Origin of the sequence: Mycobacterium sp. MOTT36Y, from assembly GCF_000262165.1 — a bacterium.
GTDB lineage: Bacteria > Actinomycetota > Actinomycetes > Mycobacteriales > Mycobacteriaceae > Mycobacterium > Mycobacterium intracellulare.
The window spans coordinates 3,567,417-3,590,221 of record NC_017904.1 but is presented as its reverse complement, the minus strand read 5'-3'; the positions used below and the strand labels follow the sequence as shown (position 1 = coordinate 3,590,221).

Here is a 22,805-nt window from a genome sequence, read left to right as displayed (position 1 = left end):
CGGTACGGGCCGCGTGTGGCCGACGTCACGGCCGATGTACCAGCGCGGCAACGGGTGGCGGCGCTGATCTAGGCTGGCGACGAGCGCAAATCAGCGGACACAGGAAAGAAGACAGAGGAGAGACAAGTGACGGTCCGAGTAGGTATCAACGGCTTCGGTCGAATCGGGCGGAACTTCTACCGGGCCTTGCTGGCTCAACAGGAGCAAGGCACCGCTGACATCGAGGTGGTCGCGGTCAACGACCTCACCGATAACGCCAGCCTGGCGCACCTGCTGAAATTCGACTCCATCCTGGGCCGCCTGCCGCACGACGTCAGCCTCGAGGGTGACGACACCATCGTCGTCGGCAACGCCAAGATCAAGGCGCTGGAGGTCAAGGAGGGCCCGGCGGCGCTGCCCTGGGGCGACCTGGGCGTCGACGTCGTCGTCGAGTCCACCGGCATCTTCACCAACGCCGCCAAGGCCAAGGGCCACCTGGACGCCGGCGCCAAGAAGGTGATCATCTCCGCGCCGGCCACCGACGAGGACATCACCATCGTGCTCGGCGTCAACGACGACAAGTACGACGGCAGCCAGAACATCATCTCCAACGCCTCGTGCACCACGAACTGCCTGGGGCCGCTGGCCAAGGTGCTCAACGACGAGTTCGGCATCGTCAAGGGCCTGATGACCACCATCCACGCCTACACCCAGGACCAGAACCTGCAGGACGGCCCGCACAAGGACCTGCGCCGCGCCCGCGCCGCCGCCCTGAACATCGTGCCGACCTCCACCGGCGCGGCCAAGGCCATCGGCCTGGTGCTGCCCGAGCTGAAGGGCAAGCTCGACGGCTACGCGCTGCGCGTGCCGATCCCCACCGGCTCGGTCACCGACCTGACCGCCGAGCTGAAGAAGTCCGCCACCGCCGAGGAGATCAACGCGGCGATGAAGGCGGCCGCCGAGGGGCCGATGAAGGGCATCCTCAAGTACTACGACGCGCCGATCGTCTCGAGCGACATCGTCACCGACCCGCACAGCTCGATCTTCGATTCCGGGTTGACCAAGGTGATCGACGACCAGGCCAAGGTGGTGTCCTGGTACGACAACGAATGGGGCTACTCCAACCGCCTGGTGGACCTGGTCGCCCTGGTCGGCAAGTCGCTGTAACCCGTGGCCGTCCACACGCTCAAAGACCTTCTCGGCGAGGGGGTTTCGGGCCGAGGCGTGCTGGTGCGCTCGGACCTGAACGTGCCGCTCGATGACGGCAAGATCACCGACCCCGGGCGCATCACCGCCTCGGTGCCGACGCTGAAGGCGCTCGTCGAGGCGGGCGCCAAGGTGGTGGTCACCGCGCACCTCGGGCGTCCCAAGGACGGGCCGGACCCGAAGCTGTCGCTGGCGCCGGTCGCCGCGGCGCTCTCCGAGCAGCTGGGCCGCCACGTGCAGTTGGCCGGGGATGTCGTCGGCACCGACGCGCTGGCCCGCGCCGAGGGGCTGACCGACGGCGACGTCCTGCTACTGGAGAACATCCGCTTCGATGCCCGCGAGACCAGCAAGGACGACGCCGAGCGGCTCGCCCTCGCCCGCCAGCTCGCCGAATTGGTCGGGCCCACAGGCGCTTTCGTCTCCGACGGCTTCGGCGTGGTGCACCGCAAGCAGGCCTCCGTGTACGACATCGCGACCCTGCTGCCGCACTACGCCGGCACGCTGGTGGCCGAGGAGATCCAGGTGCTCCAGCAGCTGACCAGCTCCACCAAACGCCCCTACGCCGTGGTGCTCGGCGGGTCGAAGGTGTCCGACAAGCTCGGGGTCATCGAGTCGCTGGCCACCAAGGCCGACAGCATCGTCATCGGCGGCGGCATGTGCTTCACTTTCCTCGCCGCGCAAGGCTTTTCCGTCGGCAAGTCACTGCTGGAGACCGAGATGGTGGACACCTGCCGGCGGCTGCTGGACACCTACGTCGACGTGCTGCGGCTCCCGGTGGACATCGTGGTGGCCGACAAGTTCGCCGCCGACGCGACACCGCAGACCGTCGCCGCCGACGCCATCCCGGACGACCTGATGGGTCTGGACATCGGGCCCGGATCGGTCAAACGGTTCGCCACCTTGCTGTCCAACGCCGAGACCGTCTTCTGGAACGGGCCGATGGGCGTGTTCGAGTTCCCGGCGTTCGCCGCGGGCACCAAGGGCGTCGCCGAAGCGATCGCCACCGCGACCGGCAAGGGCGCCTTCAGCGTGGTCGGCGGCGGGGACTCGGCGGCGGCCGTGCGCGCGCTGGGCATCCCGGAAGGCGACTTCTCGCACATCTCCACCGGTGGGGGAGCGTCGCTGGAATACCTTGAGGGCAAGACGCTTCCGGGTGTCGAGGTACTGGACCGTCCGCAACCGACTGGAGACGCAGCGTGAGCCGCAAGCCACTGATCGCCGGCAACTGGAAGATGAACCTCAACCACTTCGAGGCGATCGCGCTGGTGCAAAAGATCGCGTTCGCGCTGCCGGACAAGTACTACGACAAGGTCGACGTCACGGTGCTGCCGCCGTTCACCGACCTGCGCAGCGTGCAGACCCTGGTCGACGGCGACAAGCTGCGGCTGACCTACGGCGGGCAGGACCTGTCCCAGCACGACGCCGGCGCCTACACCGGCGAGGTCAGCGGCGCCTTCCTGGCCAAGCTGGGCTGCACGTTCGTCGTCGTCGGGCACTCCGAGCGCAGGACGTACCACCACGAGGACGACACCGTCGTCGCCGCCAAGACCGCCGCGGCGCTCAAGCACGAACTGACCCCGATCGTCTGCATCGGCGAGCACCTCGAGGTGCGCGAGGCCGGAAACCACGTCATCCACTGCGAAGAGCAGCTGCGGGGGTCGCTGGCCGGGCTGTCCACCGAACAGATCGGCAAGGTCGTCATCGCCTACGAGCCGGTGTGGGCGATCGGCACCGGGCGGGTGGCCAGCGCCGCCGACGCCCAGGAGGTGTGCGCGGCGATCCGCAAGGAGTTGGCGTCGCTCGCCTCGCCCCAGGTCGCCGACTCGGTGCGGGTGCTCTACGGCGGCTCGGTCAACGCCAAGAACGTCGGCGAGCTCGTCGCCCAGGACGACATCGACGGCGGCCTGGTCGGCGGCGCGTCGCTGGACGGCGAGCAATTCGCCACGCTGGCGGCCATCGCCGCCGGTGGGCCTCTTCCGTGATGCGGCCAAGGCACCGGTAGGCTGGCCGTCATGCAGTTGGCTTTGCAGATCACCCTGGTCGTCACCAGCATCCTGGTGGTGCTGCTGGTGCTGCTGCACCGCGCCAAGGGTGGCGGCCTGTCCACGCTGTTCGGCGGTGGCGTCCAATCGAGCCTGTCCGGATCCACCGTGGTGGAAAAGAACCTGGACCGCCTGACGCTGTTCATCACCGGCATCTGGCTGGTGTGCATCATCGGCATGGCGCTGCTGATCAAGTACCACTGACGACCTGACCGCCCCGCGGCACGCCGATAGTGGGACGCATGGCTGACGCCTCCGAAGCCCCCGAGGACACCCTGGAACCGATCGGCGCCGTCCAGCGCACCCCGGTGGGGCGCGCGGCGACCGAGCCGATGCGGGCCGACATCCGGCTGCTGGGCGCCATCCTGGGCGACACGGTGCGCGAGCAGAACGGGCGCGAGGTGTTCGAGCTCGTCGAACGCGCCCGAGTGGAATCGTTCCGGGTGCGCCGCTCCGAGATCGACCGGGCGGAGCTGGCCCGGATGTTCTATCGCATCGACATCCACCAGGCCATCCCGGTCATCCGCGCCTTCAGTCACTTCGCGCTGCTGGCCAACGTCGCCGAAGACATCCACCGCGAGCGCCGCCGCGCTGTCCACGTCGCCGCCGGCGAACCACCGCCGGACAGCACCCTGGCCGCGACCTACGCCAAACTCGATGAGGCACAACTCGATTCGGACACGGTTGCCGACGCGTTGAAGGGCGCCGTGGTCGCTCCGGTGATCACCGCCCACCCCACCGAGACCCGCCGGCGCACCGTCTTCGTCACCCAGCACCGGATCAACGAGCTGATGCGGCTGCACGCCGAGGGGCACGCCGAGACCGACGACGGGCGCAACATCGAACTCGAGTTGCGCCGCCAGGTCCTCACGCTGTGGCAGACCGCGCTGATCCGGCTGTCCCGCCTGCAGATCACCGACGAGATCGAGGTGGGTCTGCGCTACTACGCCGCCGCGTTCTTCAAGGTGATCCCGCAGGTCAACGCCGAGGTCCGCGACACCCTGCGCGCCCGCTGGCCCGACGCCGACCTGTTCGACGAGCCGATGCTGCAGCCCGGCTCCTGGATCGGCGGGGACCGCGACGGCAATCCGAACGTGACGGCCGACGTGGTGCGCCAGGCCACCGGCAGCGCCGCGTTCACCGCGCTGGCGCACTACCTGGCCGAACTGACCGCGCTGGAGCAGGAGCTGTCGATGTCGGCGCGCCTGGTCTCGGTCACCCCCGCGCTGACTGAACTCGCCGGGGGCTGCGCGGAGAAGGCCCGCGCCGACGAACCGTACCGGCGGGCGGTGCGGGTGATCCGCGCCCGCCTCAGCGCGACGAGCGCGGCGATCCTGGACCGGACACCGCAGCAGGTGCTGGATCTGGGGCTGCCGCCGTACGAAACCCCGGCCGAACTGGGGGCCGATCTCGACACCATGGACGAGTCGCTGCGCGGCCACGGCAGCGCGCTGCTGGCCGACGACCGCCTGGCGCTGCTGCGAGAAGGCGTGCGGGTCTTCGGGTTCCACCTGTGCGGCCTGGACATGCGGCAGAACTCCGACGCGCACGAAGAGGTGATCTGCGAGCTGCTGGCGTGGGCCGGCGTGCACCCGGACTACCGTTCGCTGCCCGAAGACGAGCGCGTCGAGCTGTTGGCGGCCGAGCTGGGCACCCGCCGCCCGCTGGTGGCCGACGACGCGCAGCTGTCCGACCTGGCCCGCGGCGAGCTGGATGTGGTGCGCGCCGCCGCGCACGCCATCAAGCGCTACGGACCGTCCGCCGTCCCCAACTACGTGATCTCGATGTGCCGTTCGGTCTCCGACGTCCTCGAGGCCGCGATCCTGCTGAAAGAGGCGGGGCTGATCGACGCGTCCGGTCCCGAACCCTACTGCCCCGTGGGCATTTCCCCGCTGTTCGAAACCATCGACGATCTGCACAACGGCGCGACGATCCTGCACGCGATGCTGGAACTTCCGATCTACCGGGCGCTGGTGGCCGCGCGCGGCGAGACCCAGGAAGTGATGCTGGGTTACTCGGACTCCAACAAGGACGGCGGGTATTTGGCGTCCAGCTGGGCGGTGTACCGGGCCGAGCTGGCGCTGGTGGAAGTGGCGCGCAAAACCGGAATCCGGTTGCGGCTCTTCCACGGTCGCGGCGGCACCGTCGGGCGTGGCGGCGGGCCGAGCTACGAGGCGATCCTGGCGCAGCCGCCCGGCGCGGTGAACGGCTCGCTGCGGCTCACCGAGCAGGGCGAGGTGATCGCCGCCAAATACGCCGAACCGCGAGTGGCGCAACGCAATCTGGAAAGCCTGCTGGCCGCCACGCTGGAGTCCACGCTGCTGGACGTCGAGGGCCTGGGCGACGCCGCGGAACCGGCGTACGCGGTGCTCGACGAGGTGGCCGTGCTGGCCCAGCGGGCCTACGCCGAATTGGTGCACGACACACCGGGTTTCGTCGACTACTTCATGGCCTCCACCCCGGTCAGCGAGATCGGGTCGCTGAACATCGGCAGCCGGCCGACGTCCCGCAAACCCACCGAGTCGATCTCGGACCTGCGCGCCATCCCGTGGGTGCTGGCGTGGAGCCAGTCGCGGGTCATGCTGCCCGGCTGGTACGGCACCGGGTCGGCATTCGAGCAGTGGATCGCGGCGGGCCCGCAGAGCGAGGCCGAGCGGGTGAGCATCCTGCACGACTTGTACCAGCGCTGGCCGTTTTTCCGCAGCGTGCTGTCGAATCTGGCTCAGGTGCTGGCCAAAAGCGACCTCGGCCTGGCGGCCCGCTACGCCGAATTGGTCGACGACGAGGAATTACGGCGCCGGGTCTTCGGCAAGATCGTCGACGAGCACGGCCGAACCATCGCCATGCACAAGCTCATCACCGGGCAGGACAACCTGCTCGCGGACAACCCCGCGCTGGCGCGGTCGGTGTTCAATCGCTTCCCGTACCTCGAGCCGCTGAACCACCTCCAGGTGGAGTTGCTGCGCCGGTACCGCTCCGGCGACGACGACGAATTGGTGCAGCGCGGGATATTGCTGACGATGAACGGGCTGGCGAGCGCGTTGCGCAACAGCGGCTGACGACGCGCGTACTTCCCGCGCTGACCACCGGTGTTGCGGCACGCGGTGTCGGCGTCGTTATGGTTGAGTCGTGGCTTGCCTGCGCGGGCCGCGCACGCAGGGACGAACATCCAATGGGGGAGGTTGGCATTTGAAATCCATCACATTCGGTAAGACGGGGCTTGAGGTTTCCCGGTTGGCCTTCGGCACCTGGGCGTTCAGCAGCGACTGGGGCCAAGCCGATGAGGACGCCGCGATCACCATGATCCAACGCGCTCGTGACCTGGGGATCAACTTTTTCGATACCGCCCAGCAATACGGGTTCGGGGAATCCGAGCGCATTCTCGGCAAGGCCCTTCGCGACGATTTCGCGCGGGCCCGCGACGAGTTGGTGATCGCCACCAAAGGCGGGTTGCGCAAAACCGACACGGGACTGGTCCGCGACGCCAGCCGCGAGTACCTGCGCAGCGGTGTCGAGTCCAGCCTCCGCGCGCTGGGCGTGGATTACATCGACCTCTACCTGGTCCACTGGCCGGATCCCACGACTCCGGCGGCCGAGACGGGTGAAGCGCTCGCAGAACTGGTGTCGGAGGGCAAGATTCGGCACGTCGGTGTCTCGAACTACGACACGACCCAGATAGAGGAACTTTCGGCCACGCTTCCGGTGGAAGCGGTGCAGCCGCCGTACCACCTGTTTCGCCGTGACATCGAATCCGACCTGCTGCCCTATTGCCACGCCCACGACATCGGGGTGATGGTGTACGGACCGTTGGCGCACGGCCTGCTCACGGGAACCATGAAGCCAGACACCAGCTTTGCCGACGGCGACTGGCGCGGCAAGAGTCCGATCTTCACCGGCGAGGATTATCTGCGTAACCTCAAAGTCGTTGATGACCTGAGCCATTTGGCCATCGATCTCGGCGTCACGACGAGCCAGCTGGCCATCGCCTGGACGCTCGCGCAACCCGGCGTGCACACCGCCATCATGGGCGCGCAGCACGTCACCTACCTGCAGGACAGCGCCGGTGCGGCCGACGTCACGCTGACCGACGCGGACCTGGCCGCGATCGAGGACATCATGAAGTCGGCGACGCCGGTCGGCGGCCCGGCCCCCGAGATGCACGAGAAAAAGGCGAGCTGACCAGGGGAGGGCGCCTAGCCCTTCACCAGCTCGCCGACGTGCGCGGTCACCGAATCGGCCAGGGCTTGCAGGTCATAACCGCCTTCGAGCACCGCCACCAATCGGCCGTCGCACAGCGTCTCCGCCGACTTCATCAATTCCCTGGTGACCCAAGCGAAGTCGTCGGTCGTCATGGTCAGCGAGCCCAACGGATCGCGCTCATGCGCGTCGAATCCGGCGGACACGATGATCAGTTCGGGTGAAAACGCGTGCAGCGCGGGCAGGATCCGCTCGGCGAAGGCGGCGCGCAGTTCGGCGCCGCCGTCGCCGGGCGCCAGCGGTGCGTTGAAGATGTTGCCGACCCCGGTTTCCCGCGCCGCGCCGGTGCCGGGAAACAGCGGCATCTGGTGCGTGGACGCGTAGAGCACGCTCGGGTCGGAGTAGAAGATCTGCTGCGTGCCGTTGCCGTGATGGACGTCGAAATCGACGATGGCGACGCGCATCAGCCCGTGTTTGCGCTGCGCGTGCCGCGCGCCGATGCTGATGTTGTTGAACAGGCAGAAGCCCATCGCGCGCTCGGATTCGGCGTGATGCCCCGGCGGCCGGCACGCGACGAACGCGTTCTGCACGTCGCCGGCCAGCACCCGGTCCACCGCCCGCAGCGTGGCGCCCACCCCGCGCAAGGCCGTCTCCCACGTCGAGGGCTCCATCATGGTGTCGCCGCCGTCGAGATAGACGTAGCCGTGCTCGGGGCGCGCCGCCTCCAGCGCGTCCACGTAGCGGTTGGAATGCACGTAGCGCGCGGCGGCAAGCTCCGCCGGCTCGGCCGTCTCGCGCACCAGCGCGTCGAACCGGGGCTGGCGCAGCGCCGCCTCCACCGCGCGGTAGCGGTCCGGCCGCTCCGGGTGCCCGGGGGCCGTCCGATGCGCGGCGAAGGCGGAGTGGTGCAGCAGCAGCGTGGCCATCAGGGGCCGGGCCTACTCCGCGGTCCGGTTGCGCAGCCTGTCCAGCAGACCGCGCACCGCGTGCTCGGTGATCGCCAGGGGCGACATCATGGTCTCGCCCACCTTCACCATCTCGTCGATCCGCGCGACGATGGCCTCCACGGGTTCGACCAGCACGATCAGCCGCTTGGCCAGATCGTCCAGGCTGGCCATGGTGCCGTCCAGGTGATCGAGGCCGGCTTCCAGGCGTTCCACCGTGGCGTTCAGTGCCGACAGGGAGCTGCTCAGCTCTTTCATGGTGTTGCTCAAACCGTCGAGGACGTCTTCGACCTGCTCCACCGTCTTGTCGGCGTTCAAGGCGGCCTGGGTGAGCGTCTTGATCCGGCTTCGCTCTTGCCCCCCGCGCACGGTTCTGTCTGCCATGACCGCCATTATGACCCGGACGGGCCGGCCGGGGACCCCACGGTCCGAATCGCGTCAGGCCACGCCGGACGGGTCCGACGGCAGCTTGGCTGCGGCGTCCTCGTCGAGCAGCCAGAGCGTGGTCTCTTGACCGATCGCCCCGGCGGCCGGCACCGACACCGGCGCGGCGCCACCGATGGCCGCGGCCGCCGCGTCGGCCTTCCCGGCGCCCGACACCATCAACCAGACTTCGCGGGAGCGTGCAATCGCGGGCAGCGTCAAGGTGATTCGTTGCGGCGGCGGCTTGGGGGAGTCCTCGACCGGCACCACCATGCGGGTGGTTTCGAGCACGGCCGGGGTGTCCGGGAACAGCGAGTTGATGTGGCCCTCGGGGCCCATGCCCAGCAGGTGCACGTCGAAGTTCGGCACCGGCTGGCCGGGCGCGGCGTTGGCCGCCAGCAGTTGCTCGTAGGCCAGCGCCGCCGCGGCCAGATCGCCGCCGAATTCGCCGTCACTGGCCGGCATCGGGTGCACCTGGCTGGACGGGATGTCGACATGATCGAGCAACGCGGCTCGCGCCTGCTTGTCATTGCGCTCGTCATCGTCTTCGGGGACGTAGCGTTCGTCGCCCCAGAACAGGTGCACCTTGGACCACTCGATCGGCCGGTCCACCAGCGACCGCAACAGCCCGATGCCGTTGCCGCCGCCGGTCAGCACGACGAGCGCGCGGCCGCGGGCCGCGACCGCCTTCCCGATGGTGTCGGTCAGTCGCGTCGCGGCGGCGTCAACCAGCGCCTGGCTGTCCGGGAAGATTTCGATGCTGGTGCTCACACGTATTGCACTTTCTCAATGCCTTCCAGCGCGGTTTGGTAAATCTCGTCGGGATCCAGCCGACGCAGGTCTTCGGCGAGGCACTCGCCGGTTTCCCTGCGCGCCAACGGAAGCAGCGCGTCGGGCCGCGACGTCCGGCTCAGCGTGGCCGTCCTGCCTTCTTGCGGGCGGCTCAACACGATGGTCTCGCTGCTGCGCGTCAATTCGATCTTGAGCTCGCCGACCGCCCTGCGCACCGGGCCGTCGATCCGGCTGGCCAGCCACCCCGCCAGGACGTCGAGCGCCGGCTCGGTGGCCAGGCCGGACACCAGCGCCGACTCGATGGGCTCGTGCGGCGTCAAGTCGACGGCCGAGGTCAGCAGCGCCCGCCAGTAGGTGATGCGCGCCCAGGCGAGGTCGGTGTCACCAGCGGTGTATCCCGGCAGCCGGCTCTTGATCGCCGCCAGCGGATCGACCCCGTTGGTCGCGTCGGTGATGCGGCGGATCGCCAACCGGCCCAACGGATCCTGCGCGGGCACCGCCGGCGCGACGTCGGGCCACCAGGCCACCACCGGGATGTCGGGGAGCAGGAACGGGGTGACGACGCTGGCCGCGTGGCCCGACAGCGCGCCCGACAGCCGCAGCACCACGACCTCGCTGGCGCCGGTGTCGCCACCGGCGCGCAGCTGCGCGTCCAACCGGGGCTTGTCCGCGTACGGATTTCCCCTCATCGTGACGATGATCCGGCTGGGGTGTTCGTGGCTCGCGTCGTTGGCCGCCTGCAGCGACTCCTCGAGGATCTCCTCGCTGTCGGGCGCGATGATCAGCGTCAGGACCCGGCCCATCGCGACGGCGCCGACCCTCTCGCGGAGTTCGTCGAGTTTCTTGTTGACCGCGGTGGTGGTGGCGTCCGGCATATCGATAATCATCAGGGCCGCCGCCATTCCCGGCCGGTGCGGTGCAGCATCTCGAACGCGGAGTCCGGGCCCCAGGTGCCCGCCTCGTACGGCTCGGGCTTGCCGCCGGCCGCCCAGTTATCCAGCACGGGATCGAGTATCTGCCAAGCCAATTCGACCTCTTCATTGACCGGAAACAGCGACGGCTCACCCAGCAACACGTCGAGGATCAACTGTTCGTAGGCCTCCGGGGATTCCTCGGCGAACGCCGAACCGTAGGAGAAGTCCATGTTGACGTCGCGGACCTCCATCGCGGTGCCGGGCACCTTGGACCCGAACCGCAGCGTGACACCCTCGTCGGGCTGCACGCGGATCACCATGGCGTTGGTGCCCAGCTCGTCGGTCATGGTCGCGTCGAACGGCAGGTGCGGTGCGCGCTTGAAGATCAGGGCGATCTCGGTCACCCTGCGGCCCAACCGTTTTCCGGTTCGCAGGTAGAACGGCACGCCCGCCCAGCGGCGGGTGTCCACCTCGAGGGTGATGGCCGCGAACGTCTCGGTGGTCGAGTCCTTGGCGAACCCTTCTTCGTCGAGCAGCCCGAGGACCTTCTCGCCGCCCTGCCACCCCGCGGAGTACTGACCGCGGCTGGTGGTCTCGTCGAGCGGCTCGGCGAGCTGCGTCGCCGAAAGCACCTTGATCTTCTCGGCCTGCAACGCCCTTGGGCTGAAGCTGACCGGCTCCTCCATAGCGGTCAGCGCCAGCAGTTGCATCAGATGGTTCTGGATGACGTCGCGCGCGGCGCCGATGCCGTCGTAGTAGCCGGCCCGACCGCCCAGGCCGATGTCCTCGGCCATGGTGATCTGCACGTGGTCGACGTAGTGCGCGTTCCAGATCGGGTCGAACAGCTGATTGGCGAACCGCAACGCCAGGATGTTGCGGACCGTCTCCTTGCCCAGGTAGTGGTCGATCCGGAAGACCGACTCCTCGGGGAAGACGGCGTTGACGGACTGATTCAGCGCTTGCGCGCTCTCCAGGTTGTGGCCGAACGGTTTCTCAATGACCACCCGGCTCCACCGCTCGCCCTGCGGGCGGGCCAGGCCGGACTTGTGCAGCTGATCGCACACGACCGGGAAGGACTTGGGCGGGATGGCCAGGTAGAAGGCGTGGTTGCCACCGGTGCCCCGCTCGGCGTCCAGCTTGTCCAGTGTCTCGGCCAGCCGCCCGAACGCCTCGTCGTCGTCGAAAGCGCCTGGCACGAAACGGAATCCCTCGGCCAACCGCTCCCAGTTCTCCTCCCGGAAGGGGGTGCGGCAATGTTCCTTGACGGCCTCGTACACCACCTTGCCGAAATCCTGCGTGCTCCAATCCCGGCGGGCGAAGCCCACCAGCGAAAAGCTCGGCGGCAGCAGCCCGCGATTGGCCAGGTCATAGATCGCCGGCATGACCTTCTTGCGCGCCAGGTCGCCGGTCACACCGAAGATGACCATCCCGCACGGCCCGGCGATGCGCGGCAGGCGCTTGTCGCGCTTGTCCCGTAACGGGTTATGCCATTGTTGCGCGGTGCGGGCTGGGCTCATTTGGAGGCGGAACCCAGCTGCTTCTGCGTTTCCTCCAGCAGCTCGGTCCACGAATCCACGAACTTCTCCACCCCTTCGTCTTCGAGCACCACGAAGACGTCGCTCAGATCGATGCCGATCTGGTCCAGCTTGTCGAATACCGCCTGGGCGTCCGCGGCCGTGCCGGTGACGGTGTCGCCCTTGATCACACCGTGATCGGCGACCGCGTCAATTGTTTTCTCCGGCATGGTGTTCACCGTGTTGGGCGCCACCAGTTCGGTGACATAGAGGGTGTCGGAGTAGTCGGGGTTCTTGACCCCGGTCGACGCCCAGAGCGGACGCTGCACCCGGGCCCCGTGGCCCTTGAGCGCCTGGTAACGCTCGCCGCCTTCGAACACCTCCTGGTAGGCCGCGTAGGCCAACCGGGCGTTGGCCACACCGGCCTGGCCCAGCAGCGCCTTGGCATCCTCGGACCCGATCTTCTCCAGCCGCTTGTCGACCTCGGTGTCCACCCGGGAGACGAAAAACGAAGCCACCGAATGGATCTTGGACAGGTCGTGTCCGCCTTCGCGGGCCTTCTCCATGCCGGCCAGGTAGGCGTCCATCACGGCCCGGTACCGCTCGACGGAGAAGATCAGCGTGACGTTGACCGAAATCCCTTCCGCCAGAACAGCGGTGATCGCCGGAATCCCGGCCTCGGTTGCCGGGATCTTGATGAACAGGTTCGGCCGGTCGACGATCTTCCACAGCTCGACGGCCTGAGCGATGGTCTTGTCGGTGTCGCCCGCCAGCCGGGGGTCGACCTCGATCGATACCCGGCCGTCGACGCCGTCGGAGTTCTCCCACTCGCGCGTCAACACGTCGCACGCGTTGCGCACGTCGTCGGTGGTGACGGTGCGGATGGTGGCGTCGACGTCCGCGCCGCGCTCGGCGAGCTCGGCGATCTGGCTGTCGTAGGCATCGCCCTCGGCGAACGCCTTCTGGAAGATCGACGGGTTAGTGGTCACGCCGACGACGCTCTTGGTGTCGATGAGCTCCTGCAGGTTCCCCGACCGCAGCCGCTCCCGCGACAGGTCGTCGAGCCACACGGAAACGCCCGCGGCGCTCAGCGCCGCGAGGTTAGGGTTCTGAGCGGTCATGTGAATTACCCTTTCCTCAGTTATCCACGACTTGTTCCGCGGCGGCAGCGACGGCTTCGGCAGTGAAGCCGAATTCACGGAATAAGGTCTTGTAGTCGGCGGATTCGCCGTAGTGCTCGATCGAAACGATCTTCCCGGTGTCACCGACCAACTTGTGCCAGCTCTGCGCGACGCCGGCCTCGACGGCCACCCGTGCCGACACCGACGGCGGCAGCACGCTGTCGCGGTAGTCGTCGGGCTGGGACTCGAACCATTCGACGCACGGCATGGAGACCACCCGCGCCACAATGTCCTTGTCCGCCAACAACTTCTGCGCCTTAACGGCGAGCTGAACCTCCGAGCCGGTGGCGATCAGCACCACGTCGGGGTCCTGGCCGGCCTCCTCGCCGTCCGAACCCAGGATGTACCCGCCGCGGGCGACCCCCTCGGCGCTGGTGCCCTCGAGCACCGGCACGCCCTGGCGGGTCAGGATCAGCCCCACCGGGCCGCTGCCGTTGCCACGGGCCAGGATCGTGCGCCAGGCGTGCGCGGTCTCGTTGGCGTCCGCCGGGCGCACCACCGACAGCTTGGGAATGGCGCGCAACGCCGCGAGGTGCTCGATCGGCTGGTGGGTGGGGCCGTCCTCGCCCAGCCCGATGGAGTCGTGCGTCCACACGTAGATGGTGTCGATGTCCATCAGCGAGGCCAGCCGCACCGCGGGCCGCATGTAGTCCGAGAACTGCAGGAACGTGCCGCCGTACGCGCGGGTGGGGCCGTGCAGCACGATGCCGGACAGGATCGCACCCATCGCGTGCTCGCGAACGCCGAAATGCAGCGTGCGACCGTACCAGTCGGCGGTGTAGTCCTTCGTCGAAATGGACGGCGGGCCAAAGGATTTCACGCCATCCATGGTGGTGTTGTTGCTGCCCGCGAGGTCGGCCGAGCCGCCCCACAGCTCGGGCAGTTTCGGTCCCACCGCGGACAGCACCTTGCCCGAGGCCGCCCGGGTGGCCAGCTCCTTGGAACCCGGCTCCCAGTGCGGGATGTCGGCGTCCCAGCCGTCGGGCAGTTCCTCGGCGGTCAACCGGTCCAGCAGCGCCTTGCGGTCGGGCTCGCGCTGCACCCACGCGTCGAAATCCGCCTGCCACTTCTCGTGCGCTTCCTTGCCGCGGTCGACCAGCTTGCGGGTGTGGGCGATCACCTCGTCGCGCACCTCGAAGTTCTTGTCCGGGTCGAAGCCGAGGATCTGCTTGACGGCGGCGACCTCCTCGTCGCCCAGCGCCGCGCCGTGCGCCTTACCGGTGTTCATCAACTTCGGCGCGGGATAGCCGATGATGGTGCGCAGCTCGATGAACGACGGCCGGTCGGTGACGGCCTGGGCGGCCGCGATGGCCTCCTCGATGCCCACGACGTTCTCGCCGCCCTCGACCCTCTGCACGTGCCAGCCGTAGGCCTCGTAGCGCGCGGCGGTGTCCTCACACAGCGCGATGTTGGTGTCGTCCTCGATCGAAATCTGGTTGTGGTCATAGAAAACGATGAGGTTGCCCAGTTGCTGGACGGCCGCCAGCGACGAGGCCTCCGAGGTGACGCCCTCTTCGATGTCCCCGTCGGAGGCGATCACGTAGATGAAGTGATCGAACGGGCTGGTGCCCGGGGCGGCGTCGGGGTCGAACAGGCCGCGCTCGTAGCGGGCGGCCATCGCCATGCCGACGGCGGACGCCAGGCCCTGCCCGAGCGGACCGGTGGTGATCTCAACGCCCTTGGTGTGGCGGAACTCCGGGTGCCCGGGCGTCTTGGATCCCCAGGTGCGCAGCGACTCGATGTCGGAGAGCTCCAGGCCGAAACCGCCCAGGTACAGCTGCAGGTACAGGGTCAGGCTGCTGTGTCCGCACGACAGGACGAACCGGTCGCGGCCCAGCCAGTAGGTGTCGCTGGGGTCGTGGCGCATCGTCCGCTGGAACAGCGTGTACGCCAGCGGGGCCAGGCTCATCGCCGTCCCGGGGTGGCCGTTGCCGACCTTTTGCACCGCGTCGGCCGCCAGCACCCGAATGGTGTCGACGGCGGCCGAGTCGAGCTCGGACCAGTCGTCCGGGAGGTGCGGTTGGGTCAGCGTGGAGATCTCTTCGAGTGTCGTCACAGACTCAGTCCTTGGGTCATCGAGCTGATCAATCCCACCCTAGTGCGGGAGGGCCGGCTCTTGCAGAGCAGGATTTCGGGTACCCGCGGCCGGCAGGTGAGAAAATTACGCGCCCGTCGAAAGCCCTTAACATTCAGTTCGGAAAACTGGGAAAAGTCTGCGGGAACCGACCCACGGGCGGGGCATCGCCGCCACTCGGTCTACCATCGTCTGTAGTAGATGCTGCGCGCCGCTGCGACCCCGAGGAGTTATTGCGTGAGCGTTCGCGGGCGCGCCGCGCCGAGCCGATTGCCAAGCCGGGTGCGAGGCACGGTGCTGGCGTACCTGGCGCTGACCAAGCCGCGGGTCATCGAGCTGCTGCTCGTGACCGCGATCCCGGCGATGCTGCTCGCGCAGCGCGGCACGGTCAACCCGCTGCTGATCGTCAACACCCTGATCGGCGGCATGCTGGCCGCCGGGGGCGCCAACACGCTGAACTGCGTGGCCGACGCGGACATCGACAAGGTGATGAAGCGCACGGCGCGCCGGCCGCTGGCGAGGGCCGCGGTGCCCACCCGCAACGCCCTGGTGCTCGGGCTGGTGCTGACGGTCGGGTCGTTCTTCTGGCTGTGGTGGACGACCAACCTGCTGTCGGGGCTGCTGGCCCTGGCGACGATCGCGTTCTATGTGTTCGTTTACACACTGCTGCTCAAGCGCCGCACCTCGCAGAACGTCGTGTGGGGCGGTGCGGCCGGCTGCATGCCGGTGATGATCGGTTGGTCCGCCGTGACGAACACGATCGGCTGGCCCGCCTTGGTGATGTTCGCCATCATTTTCTTCTGGACGCCGCCGCACACCTGGGCGCTGGCGATGCGCTACAAGGACGACTACAAAGCGGCGGGCGTCCCGATGCTGCCGGCTGTCGCGACCGAGCGCCAGGTGACCAAGCAGATCCTGATCTACACCTGGCTGACGGTGCTGTCCACCCTGGCGCTGGCGCTGGCGACGGGCTGGCTGTACGCGGCGGTCGCCGTGGTGGCCGGGGTGTGGTTCCTGGCGATGGCGCACCAGCTGTACGCGGGGGTGCGCGTCGGTGAGCCGGTCAAGCCGCTGCGGTTGTTCCTGCAGTCGAACAACTACCTGGCGGTGGTGTTCTGCGCGTTGGCGATCGACTCGGCCATCGGGCTGCCGCACCTGTTCTGACGATCTGGGGCCGCCACTCGGGCGCCGCCAGTCACTTGGGCCACTCCAGTCTCTCCGAGAGAGTGGACCGCGAATGCCCACCTCCCCGCGACAATCGTCCGGCCCGAGTTGTCGCAACCCCACCACGGCGGGTAGCGGCAACCCACCACGGCGCGTAAGGGCAACCCCACCGCGCCTAGTAACGGCAACCCCACCGCGATGCGTTGTCGCTCGGAGGTGGGCAAAACGCCCATGCCTTCCGCGGCGAACCAATGTGGCCGCTGTGACTCGACAGCCCTCAGGGCACCAGCACGATCGAGCCCGTGGTCTTGCGGCCCTGCAGGTCCTCGTGGGCGCGGGCGGCATCGGCCAGAGGGTAACGCCCGCCGACCTCGACGGTGATGTCGCCACGGGCGATCGCGGCGAACAATTCCTCTGCGCGCCAGCTGAATTCCTGCCCGGTGCGGACGAAGTGCGCCAGCGACGGCCGGGTCAAAAACACGGAGCCGGCGGCATTGAGCCGCTGCGGATCGAACGGCGGAACGGGCCCGCTGGCCGCGCCGAACAGCGCGAGCGTGCCCCGCACGGCCAGGCTGGCCAGGCTGGCGTCGAAGGTGGTCGCGCCCACGCCGTCGTACACCGCGGCCACCCCGGCACCGTCGGTCAACGCCCGGATCCGCTCGCCGAACTCGTCGGCGTCGTCGGGGTAGGAGAGCACCTCGTCGGCGCCGGCCTTCGCCGACATCCGCGCCTTCTCCGGGGTCGAGACCGTCGTGATCACCCGCGCGCCGAGCAGGTGCGCCCACTGCGTCAGGATCAGTCCGACACCGCCCGCGCCGGCGTGCACCAGCACCGTGTCGCCGGCCTGCACCGGATACACCGACTTCAACAGGTAATGCGCGGTCAGCCCCTTCAGCAGCGCCGAGGCCGCCACGTCGGCGGGAACGCCGTCGGGCACCGACGCGGTGAAAGACGCTGGGGCGGTGGCATATTCGGCATAACCGCCGGAAGCCGTGGCGGTGACCACCCGGTCGCCGGCGGTGAACCCCTCGACGCCCTCGCCGGTGTCCACCACCGTGCCGCTCGTCTCCTGGCCGAGGATGAACGGCAGCTGGCGCGGGTACTGGCCCGAGCGGAAATACGTGTCGATGTAGTTGACGCCGATGGCCTCGGCCTCGATCAGCACCTCGCCCGGGCCGGGGGAGGGTTGCGGCGTATCGACGTAGCGCAGCACCTCGGGGCCGCCGGTTTCGCTGACTTCGATTGCGTGCATGTGCTTATCATGCCCGGGCATGAAGCTCGCTCGTCCGGACGTCTTCCATCCCCGCATCGTGCTGGCGGGGCCCGGCGACGACCCCGACGACGCGGGGCTGGTGCCCGCGCTGCGCCGGCGTGGCCTGCACGCGCGGTGGCTGTCCTGGGACGACCCGGGGGCCGCCCAGGCCGACCTGGTGATCCTGCGGGCCGCCCCGGTCGGGCCGGGCCGGCGCGACGAATTCCTGGCCTGGACCCGCCGGGTGCGCCACCTGCTCAACCCGCCCGACGCCATCGCCTGGAATTTCGCTGAGCGCTATCTGCGCGATCTCGCGGACGACGGGATCCCGACTGACCCTGGCGCGGCGGCCCGCTCGACGTTGATCTTTCTCGGCGGGGAGCGATCGCACGCCTGGCCGGGCGAACCGGAGTTCGAGTCCTGGGACCTCGTCTATGCCGCGCTGGCAGCGGCCGCCGAACGCGCCGGGGTCGGCGCGCGGGAGCTCCTCTACGCGCGCGCCGACGTGGCGGGGGACCGGTTGGTGAAGCTGGATCTCGTTGCGCCGCAACTGGGTTGGCGGCACGTGGACGCCGCCACCCGCGAGCTCGCGCAGCGCCGGTTCGCCGTGGCGGTCGAGTCAGGCTGCGAGCGGCTCGGGCTCGGCCCGTTCTCGCATCGACGCCCATAGCGCCGCGGTGGCGGCGGTGGCCGCCGCGGCCCCCGCAACGTGCAGGGCGACGAGCGCCGCCGGGACGCCGGTGTAGTACTGGGCGGTGCCGACGGCGGCCTGCGCGCACAGCAGGACGAGCAGAACGCCGAGCCGCCGCAGCACGGGGCGGGTGGCGCGCACCGCCAGCAGCCCGAAGCCCAGGCCCACGACCAGCGCGAGGTAGGCGACCAGCAGCGAGGAGTGCACGTGCACCAAAGTGGCGACTTCGACCTTGAGTCGCGGCACCGTCCGGGTGGCGCTGCGGTCACCCGCGTGGGGGCCGGCGGCCGTCACCAGCGTGCCGGTGATCAGCACCGCGGCCAGGTTCACGCCCGAGAGCGCGGTCAGCGCGCGCAGCGGCGGGGGGATCAGTACGCGCACGGCTCCGTCGTCGGGCTCGCCGATCTTGACGTAGAGCAGCACCGCTAGCCAAACCATCGTCATCGACGTCAGTAGGTGGATGGCCACCGTCCACCACAGCAGCCCGGTGCGCACGGTGATGCCGCCGATGACCGCCTGGACGACGGTCGACACCGGCATCAGCCACGCATACACCAGGACCTCGCGCCGTCGGCGGGCCCGCGTCACCGCGAGCACGGCCAACGCCGCGGTGATCACCACGGCGAAGGTGACCATCCGGTTGCCGAACTCGACGGCCTGGTGGATGCGCGGCACCTCGGCGTGGGCCACCGGGACGAAGCTGCCCGGAAAGCATTGCGGCCAGGTGGGGCAGCCCAGCCCCGAGGCGGTGACGCGCACGATCGCGCCGGTGATGGCGATGCCGCCCTGGGTCAGGATGACGGCCGCGGCGATCAGCCGCTGGACGCCCAGACTGGGATTGGGGAGCAGGTCCACCAGCCGCAACAGCGTTCGTCCGAGCACGGCCCGATCCTAAGGCACCGAAAACTACATGTTGTAGTACGCCCTGGGTCGCCGAACGGTCGTCAGGTGAACCGGAACCAGCGCAGCGCGCTCAGCGCGCCCAGCGCGCCCCAGGCCGCCAGGACGATCACCCCGAACCAGTCCACCGACATGGTCATCGCCTGGGACAGCGCCTCGGTCAGCGCGCCCGACGGGGTCAGCCGGGCCGCCCATTTCACCCCCGTCGGGATGATGTCGGTCTCCACGGTCAGCGCGCCCAGGCCGGCGAAGACGAACCACATCAGGTTGGCGACCGCGAGCACGATCTCGGCCCGCAGCGTCCCGCCGAGCAACAGGCCGAGGGCCGCGAACACCACGGTGCCGAGCGCGATGACCCCCGCGCCCAACGCCAACGCGAGCAACGCGGGTCGCCAACCCAGCGCAAAACCGATGGCGCCCAACAGGATTGCCTGCAAGAACACGACCGTGACGACGGCCAGGGACTTGCCCGCGATGATGCCCCACACCGGAAGTGGCGTGGCGCCAAGCCGTTTCAAAGCCCCGTAGCGGCGGTCGAAGGCGACCGCGATCGCCTGCCCGGTGAACGCGGTCGAGATCACCGCCAGCGCCATGATGACCGGGGTGAACGTGGCGGCGCGGTGCTGGCCGAACGAGCCGAGCGGCAGCAGCGTGAGCCCGACCAGCAGCGTGATCGGGATGAACATGGTCAGCAGCAGTTGTTCGCCGTTGCGCAGCAGCAGCTTGAGCTCCAGACCGAACTGCGCGGCCAGCATCTTAGGCACCGTGCTGGGGCGCGGGTCGGGCGCGAAAGTGCCTGCGGGGAAAGGTGATTCGCTCATGGCCGCAACTTCCTGCCGGTGAGGTCGAGGAACACGTCCTCGAGGCTGCGTTGCTCGACGCGCATGTCGGTGGCCAGCACGTCGATCCGGGCACACCACGCCGTGACCGTCGCGAGCACCTGCGGGTCGACCGGGCCCTCGACCAGGTACTCGCCCGGCGTCACCTCGGTGGCTTTGTAGTCCTCGGGCAGCGCCGCGGACAATAGGGAGAGGTCGAGCCGTGGCGGCGCGCTGAACCGCAACTGGTCCTTGGCCCCGCTGCGCATCAGCTCCGTGGGCGTGCCCGAGGCGACCGTCGCCCCGTTGTCGATGATGACGATCCGGTCGGCGAGTTCCTCGGCCTCCTTGAGCTGGTGGGTGGTCAGCAGGACCGTCACGCCGTCGCGGCGCAGCGCGTCGATCAGCTCCCACACCAGCAGCCGCGCGTGGGCGTCCATGCCCGCCGTGGGCTCGTCGAGGAACACCAATTCGGGCCGGCCGACCAGCGCGCACGCCAGCGCGAGCCGTTGCTGTTGCCCGCCGGAGAGCCGCCGGTAGGTGGTGCGCGCGGCGTCGGTGAGGCCCAGGATGTCCAGCAGCCAGGCCGGGTCCAGCGGATCGGCCGCGTAGGCGGCCACCAGGTCGAGCATCTCGCCGGCGCGGGCCGCCGGGTACCCGCCGCCGCCCTGCAGCATCACGCCGATCCGCGCCCGCAGCCGCGCGTTGTCGGCGATCGGGTCCAGGCCGAGCACCTCGATGGTGCCGGCGTCCGGGCGCACGAAGCCCTCGCACATCTCGACCGTCGTGGTCTTACCGGCGCCGTTGGGCCCGAGCAGGGCCAGCACCTCGGCGGCGTGCACTTCCAGCTCGAGATCGGAGACCGCTGTGGTGGATCCGTAGTGCTTGCTCACGCCGCGCAGCCGCACGACAGTTTCGGGGGATTCGCGGGATTCGCGGACGTCGTCGGCGCGGCTCACGTGGAATCAGCGTAGGCGTCATGGGTCGGCGCCGGCCGCGGGGTCGGGGCAGGTTGCGCGGGCGATGACGGGTCGGCGGCCGGTCGGGGGTCGATTTCCCGGGACTGCGCCGGCGGGGGCCGCCAGGGCAACCGGGTATAGGTCAGCGCGATGAGCAGCACCACGATGACGGTGCTGGCCAAGGTGGCGTCCACGATCTGGAACAGCGCGAACCGGTCGCCGTTGGCGGTCGGGCCGAAGATGCCGACGACGAGGCTGATGACGATCGCCGCCACCCGGAAGCCGGTGCGGGTGGCCCAGCAGGCCAGCGGGATGATCGCCCACAGCAGATACCAGGGCTGCACGACCGGGAACAGCAGCACGCAGATGCCCAGCGCGACGCCGAGGCCGCCGATCGGGTGCAACCGGCCGCGGAAGACGGCCAGCAGCAGCCACGCCACCATGACCGTGATGATCAGCACACCGATCGCACGGGTCAGTCCCAACACCGCGGTGGTGTGATCGCCCAGGCCCAGCAGGATGCCCACCTGCCCGGTGCCGAGCGCCAGCAGCGTCGGGGGCGACATCCAGCTGCGCACCACGTTCGCGGTGCCCAGCGTGTAGATCCAGCCGAAGCCCAGGCCGCTGGCCCAGCCGACGACGGCCATCACCGCCAGCGACAGGGCCGCCATGCCGCCGCCGGTCAACAGCAGGGCGCGCAGGTTTCCTCCCCGCCGGTAGGCCAGGGCCATCGTGACGAAGCCCAGCGCCAGCAGCGACGGCAGCTTCACCTGCGACGACAGCGTGATCAGGACGGCGCCGGCCACCAGCATGCCCAGCGGTTCCCAGTCGGGACCCGGCTTGAGGGAGCGCGGCAGCAGGCGCGGGGTGTCGACACCGCGCAGCGCGAATTCGGCGCCCGCCAGCATCAGGCCCAGCATCAGCGCCTCGTTGTGCACGCCGGCCACCAGATGCATGATCAGCAGCGGATTGGCCGCGCCCAGCCACAGCGCGCTGACCTCGGCGACGCCGCAGCGCCGGGCCAGCCGGGGCGTCGCCCACACGATCAGTGCGACGCCGAGCAGCTCGACGAGCCGGTGGCACAGCACGGCGGCGACGATGTTCTCCCCGGTGATCGCCGAAATGCCGCGCCCCATCCACAGAAACAGCGGGCCGTAGGGCGCGGGCGTCTCGCGCCACAGGGTCGGCACGGACAGGGTGAAGATGTGGGACAGGCCCAGCCCGGAGGCCGGGCCGACCCGGTACGGGTCGAGCCCCTCCAGGGATATCTGGCTCTGCGCCAGGTAGGAGTAGACGTCCTTGCTGTACATCGGTGGGGCGATCAGCAGCGGCAGCACCCACAGCAGCAGGGTGCGGTCCAGGTCACCGCGCGACATCCGCCGGTTGCCCAGCGCGAACCGGCCGAGCATCAGCCAGGCCAGCGCCATCATGACTGCGCCCGTGGTCGTCATCGTCAACGACACGGTCTGGATGCGCGACGGCAGGTTGAGCAGCCGCACCCCGAACGTCGGGTCCTGCACGACGGGCCGCGCCCCGGCGCCCAGCGCGCCGATCGCCATCAGCATCGTGCCGCTGGCGCCGAACAGGCGGATGCGGCGGAGCGAGGTCAGCTCGGTATCGTTCAGCGGCGTACCCACCGCCTGCTCGTCGCCGTGCAGACTCGCGATCGACGAGCTCAGCGTGTGGTGGCGGGCTGACATCTTCAGCAGCGTAGCCGTCCGGCGGTGTGACCAGCGCAACGCCAGGGCAGGGGAC

General features: G+C 69.1%; 20 protein-coding genes. 8 read left to right on the top strand and 12 right to left on the bottom strand.

The window, feature by feature from the left end:
* Nucleotides 1-126 precede the first annotated feature (126 nt).
* The 6 genes from gap (at nt 127) to W7S_RS15905 (ending at nt 7,406) form a co-directional block, all read left to right on the top strand.
* Nucleotides 127-1,146 carry a type I glyceraldehyde-3-phosphate dehydrogenase gene (gene gap / locus W7S_RS15930; RefSeq protein ID WP_009951905.1) on the top strand — a complete coding sequence of 340 codons (1,020 nt, stop codon included), beginning with the start codon at nt 127-129 and terminating at the stop codon, nt 1,144-1,146.
* 3 nt (nt 1,147-1,149) lie between these two features.
* Nucleotides 1,150-2,385: a phosphoglycerate kinase gene (gene pgk / locus W7S_RS15925; RefSeq protein WP_014712000.1), complete on the top strand. Its 1,236-nt coding sequence runs from the start codon at nt 1,150-1,152 to the stop codon at nt 2,383-2,385.
* The gene (gene tpiA / locus W7S_RS15920) at nt 2,382-3,167 is read left to right on the top strand and encodes a triose-phosphate isomerase (RefSeq protein WP_009951908.1); all 786 of its coding nucleotides are present in this window, start codon (nt 2,382-2,384) and stop codon (nt 3,165-3,167) included. The genes pgk and tpiA overlap by 4 nt, the downstream gene beginning before the upstream one ends.
* Before the next feature lie 30 nt (nt 3,168-3,197).
* Nucleotides 3,198-3,431, top strand: coding sequence for a preprotein translocase subunit SecG (gene secG, locus W7S_RS15915; RefSeq protein WP_008258126.1), 234 nt, complete (start codon nt 3,198-3,200; stop codon nt 3,429-3,431).
* Between the two features lie 38 nt (nt 3,432-3,469).
* Nucleotides 3,470-6,286: a phosphoenolpyruvate carboxylase gene (ppc, locus tag W7S_RS15910; protein WP_014385247.1), complete on the top strand. Its 2,817-nt coding sequence runs from the start codon at nt 3,470-3,472 to the stop codon at nt 6,284-6,286.
* A 130-nt stretch (nt 6,287-6,416) separates the two neighbouring features.
* Nucleotides 6,417-7,406 (top strand): aldo/keto reductase, encoded by a 990-nt coding sequence (locus W7S_RS15905; protein WP_009951912.1) that lies wholly within the window; start codon nt 6,417-6,419, stop codon nt 7,404-7,406.
* A gap of 14 nt (nt 7,407-7,420) precedes the next feature.
* Here the strand turns inward: W7S_RS15905 and W7S_RS15900 are convergent, their stop codons facing one another.
* From W7S_RS15900 to tkt, 7 genes are read right to left on the bottom strand one after another with little or no spacing between them, the layout of a single operon-like run.
* Nucleotides 7,421-8,350, bottom strand: a complete 930-nt coding sequence (locus tag W7S_RS15900) for a histone deacetylase family protein (RefSeq protein ID WP_014711999.1) — start codon at nt 8,348-8,350, stop codon at nt 7,421-7,423.
* Nucleotides 8,351-8,362: 12 nt separating this feature from the next.
* Nucleotides 8,363-8,761 (bottom strand): hypothetical protein, encoded by a 399-nt coding sequence (locus W7S_RS15895; RefSeq protein ID WP_009955772.1) that lies wholly within the window; start codon nt 8,759-8,761, stop codon nt 8,363-8,365.
* 45 nt (nt 8,762-8,806) lie between these two features.
* Nucleotides 8,807-9,562 carry a 6-phosphogluconolactonase gene (gene pgl / locus W7S_RS15890; RefSeq protein WP_014711998.1) on the bottom strand — a complete coding sequence of 252 codons (756 nt, stop codon included), beginning with the start codon at nt 9,560-9,562 and terminating at the stop codon, nt 8,807-8,809.
* On the bottom strand, nt 9,559-10,470 hold the full coding sequence (opcA, locus tag W7S_RS15885) for a glucose-6-phosphate dehydrogenase assembly protein OpcA (RefSeq protein WP_008258116.1): 912 nt from the start codon (nt 10,468-10,470) through the stop codon (nt 9,559-9,561). The genes pgl and opcA overlap by 4 nt, the downstream gene beginning before the upstream one ends.
* Nucleotides 10,470-12,014: a glucose-6-phosphate dehydrogenase gene (gene zwf / locus W7S_RS15880; protein WP_008258114.1), complete on the bottom strand. Its 1,545-nt coding sequence runs from the start codon at nt 12,012-12,014 to the stop codon at nt 10,470-10,472. The genes opcA and zwf overlap by 1 nt, the downstream gene beginning before the upstream one ends.
* Nucleotides 12,011-13,132 carry a transaldolase gene (tal, locus tag W7S_RS15875; RefSeq protein ID WP_008258113.1) on the bottom strand — a complete coding sequence of 374 codons (1,122 nt, stop codon included), beginning with the start codon at nt 13,130-13,132 and terminating at the stop codon, nt 12,011-12,013. Before tal ends, zwf begins: the two co-directional genes overlap by 4 nt.
* A 16-nt stretch (nt 13,133-13,148) precedes the next feature.
* Nucleotides 13,149-15,248, bottom strand: a complete 2,100-nt coding sequence (gene tkt, locus W7S_RS15870; protein WP_008258107.1) for a transketolase — start codon at nt 15,246-15,248, stop codon at nt 13,149-13,151.
* 255 nt (nt 15,249-15,503) lie between these two features.
* Here tkt and W7S_RS15865 point away from each other — a divergent pair, with 255 nt between their 5' ends.
* On the top strand, nt 15,504-16,430 hold the full coding sequence (locus tag W7S_RS15865) for a heme o synthase (RefSeq protein ID WP_008258105.1): 927 nt from the start codon (nt 15,504-15,506) through the stop codon (nt 16,428-16,430).
* Between the two features lie 277 nt (nt 16,431-16,707).
* Here W7S_RS15865 and W7S_RS15860 read toward each other — a convergent pair whose 3' ends face one another.
* On the bottom strand, nt 16,708-17,682 hold the full coding sequence (locus tag W7S_RS15860; RefSeq protein WP_008258103.1) for a quinone oxidoreductase: 975 nt from the start codon (nt 17,680-17,682) through the stop codon (nt 16,708-16,710).
* A gap of 19 nt (nt 17,683-17,701) precedes the next feature.
* On the opposite strand from W7S_RS15860, the gene W7S_RS15855 reads away from it, so the two are divergent.
* A complete protein-coding gene (locus W7S_RS15855) occupies nt 17,702-18,352 on the top strand; it encodes a hypothetical protein (protein ID WP_036429004.1) in 651 nt (216 codons plus the stop codon).
* Here W7S_RS15855 and W7S_RS15850 read toward each other — a convergent pair.
* The 4 genes from W7S_RS15850 to mptB form a co-directional block, all read right to left on the bottom strand.
* Nucleotides 18,302-19,255, bottom strand: a complete 954-nt coding sequence (locus W7S_RS15850; protein ID WP_008258101.1) for a heme A synthase — start codon at nt 19,253-19,255, stop codon at nt 18,302-18,304. The genes W7S_RS15855 and W7S_RS15850 overlap by 51 nt on opposite strands.
* Before the next feature lie 62 nt (nt 19,256-19,317).
* Nucleotides 19,318-20,094, bottom strand: coding sequence for an ABC transporter permease (locus W7S_RS15845; RefSeq protein WP_036429002.1), 777 nt, complete (start codon nt 20,092-20,094; stop codon nt 19,318-19,320).
* Nucleotides 20,091-21,050, bottom strand: coding sequence for an ABC transporter ATP-binding protein (locus tag W7S_RS15840; RefSeq protein ID WP_014711997.1), 960 nt, complete (start codon nt 21,048-21,050; stop codon nt 20,091-20,093). The genes W7S_RS15845 and W7S_RS15840 overlap by 4 nt, the downstream gene beginning before the upstream one ends.
* Entirely contained in the window at nt 21,047-22,750 is a 1,704-nt protein-coding gene (mptB, locus tag W7S_RS15835; protein WP_014711996.1) for a polyprenol phosphomannose-dependent alpha 1,6 mannosyltransferase MptB, read from the bottom strand. Before mptB ends, W7S_RS15840 begins: the two co-directional genes overlap by 4 nt.
* Between the last annotated feature and the right edge of the window lie 55 nt (nt 22,751-22,805).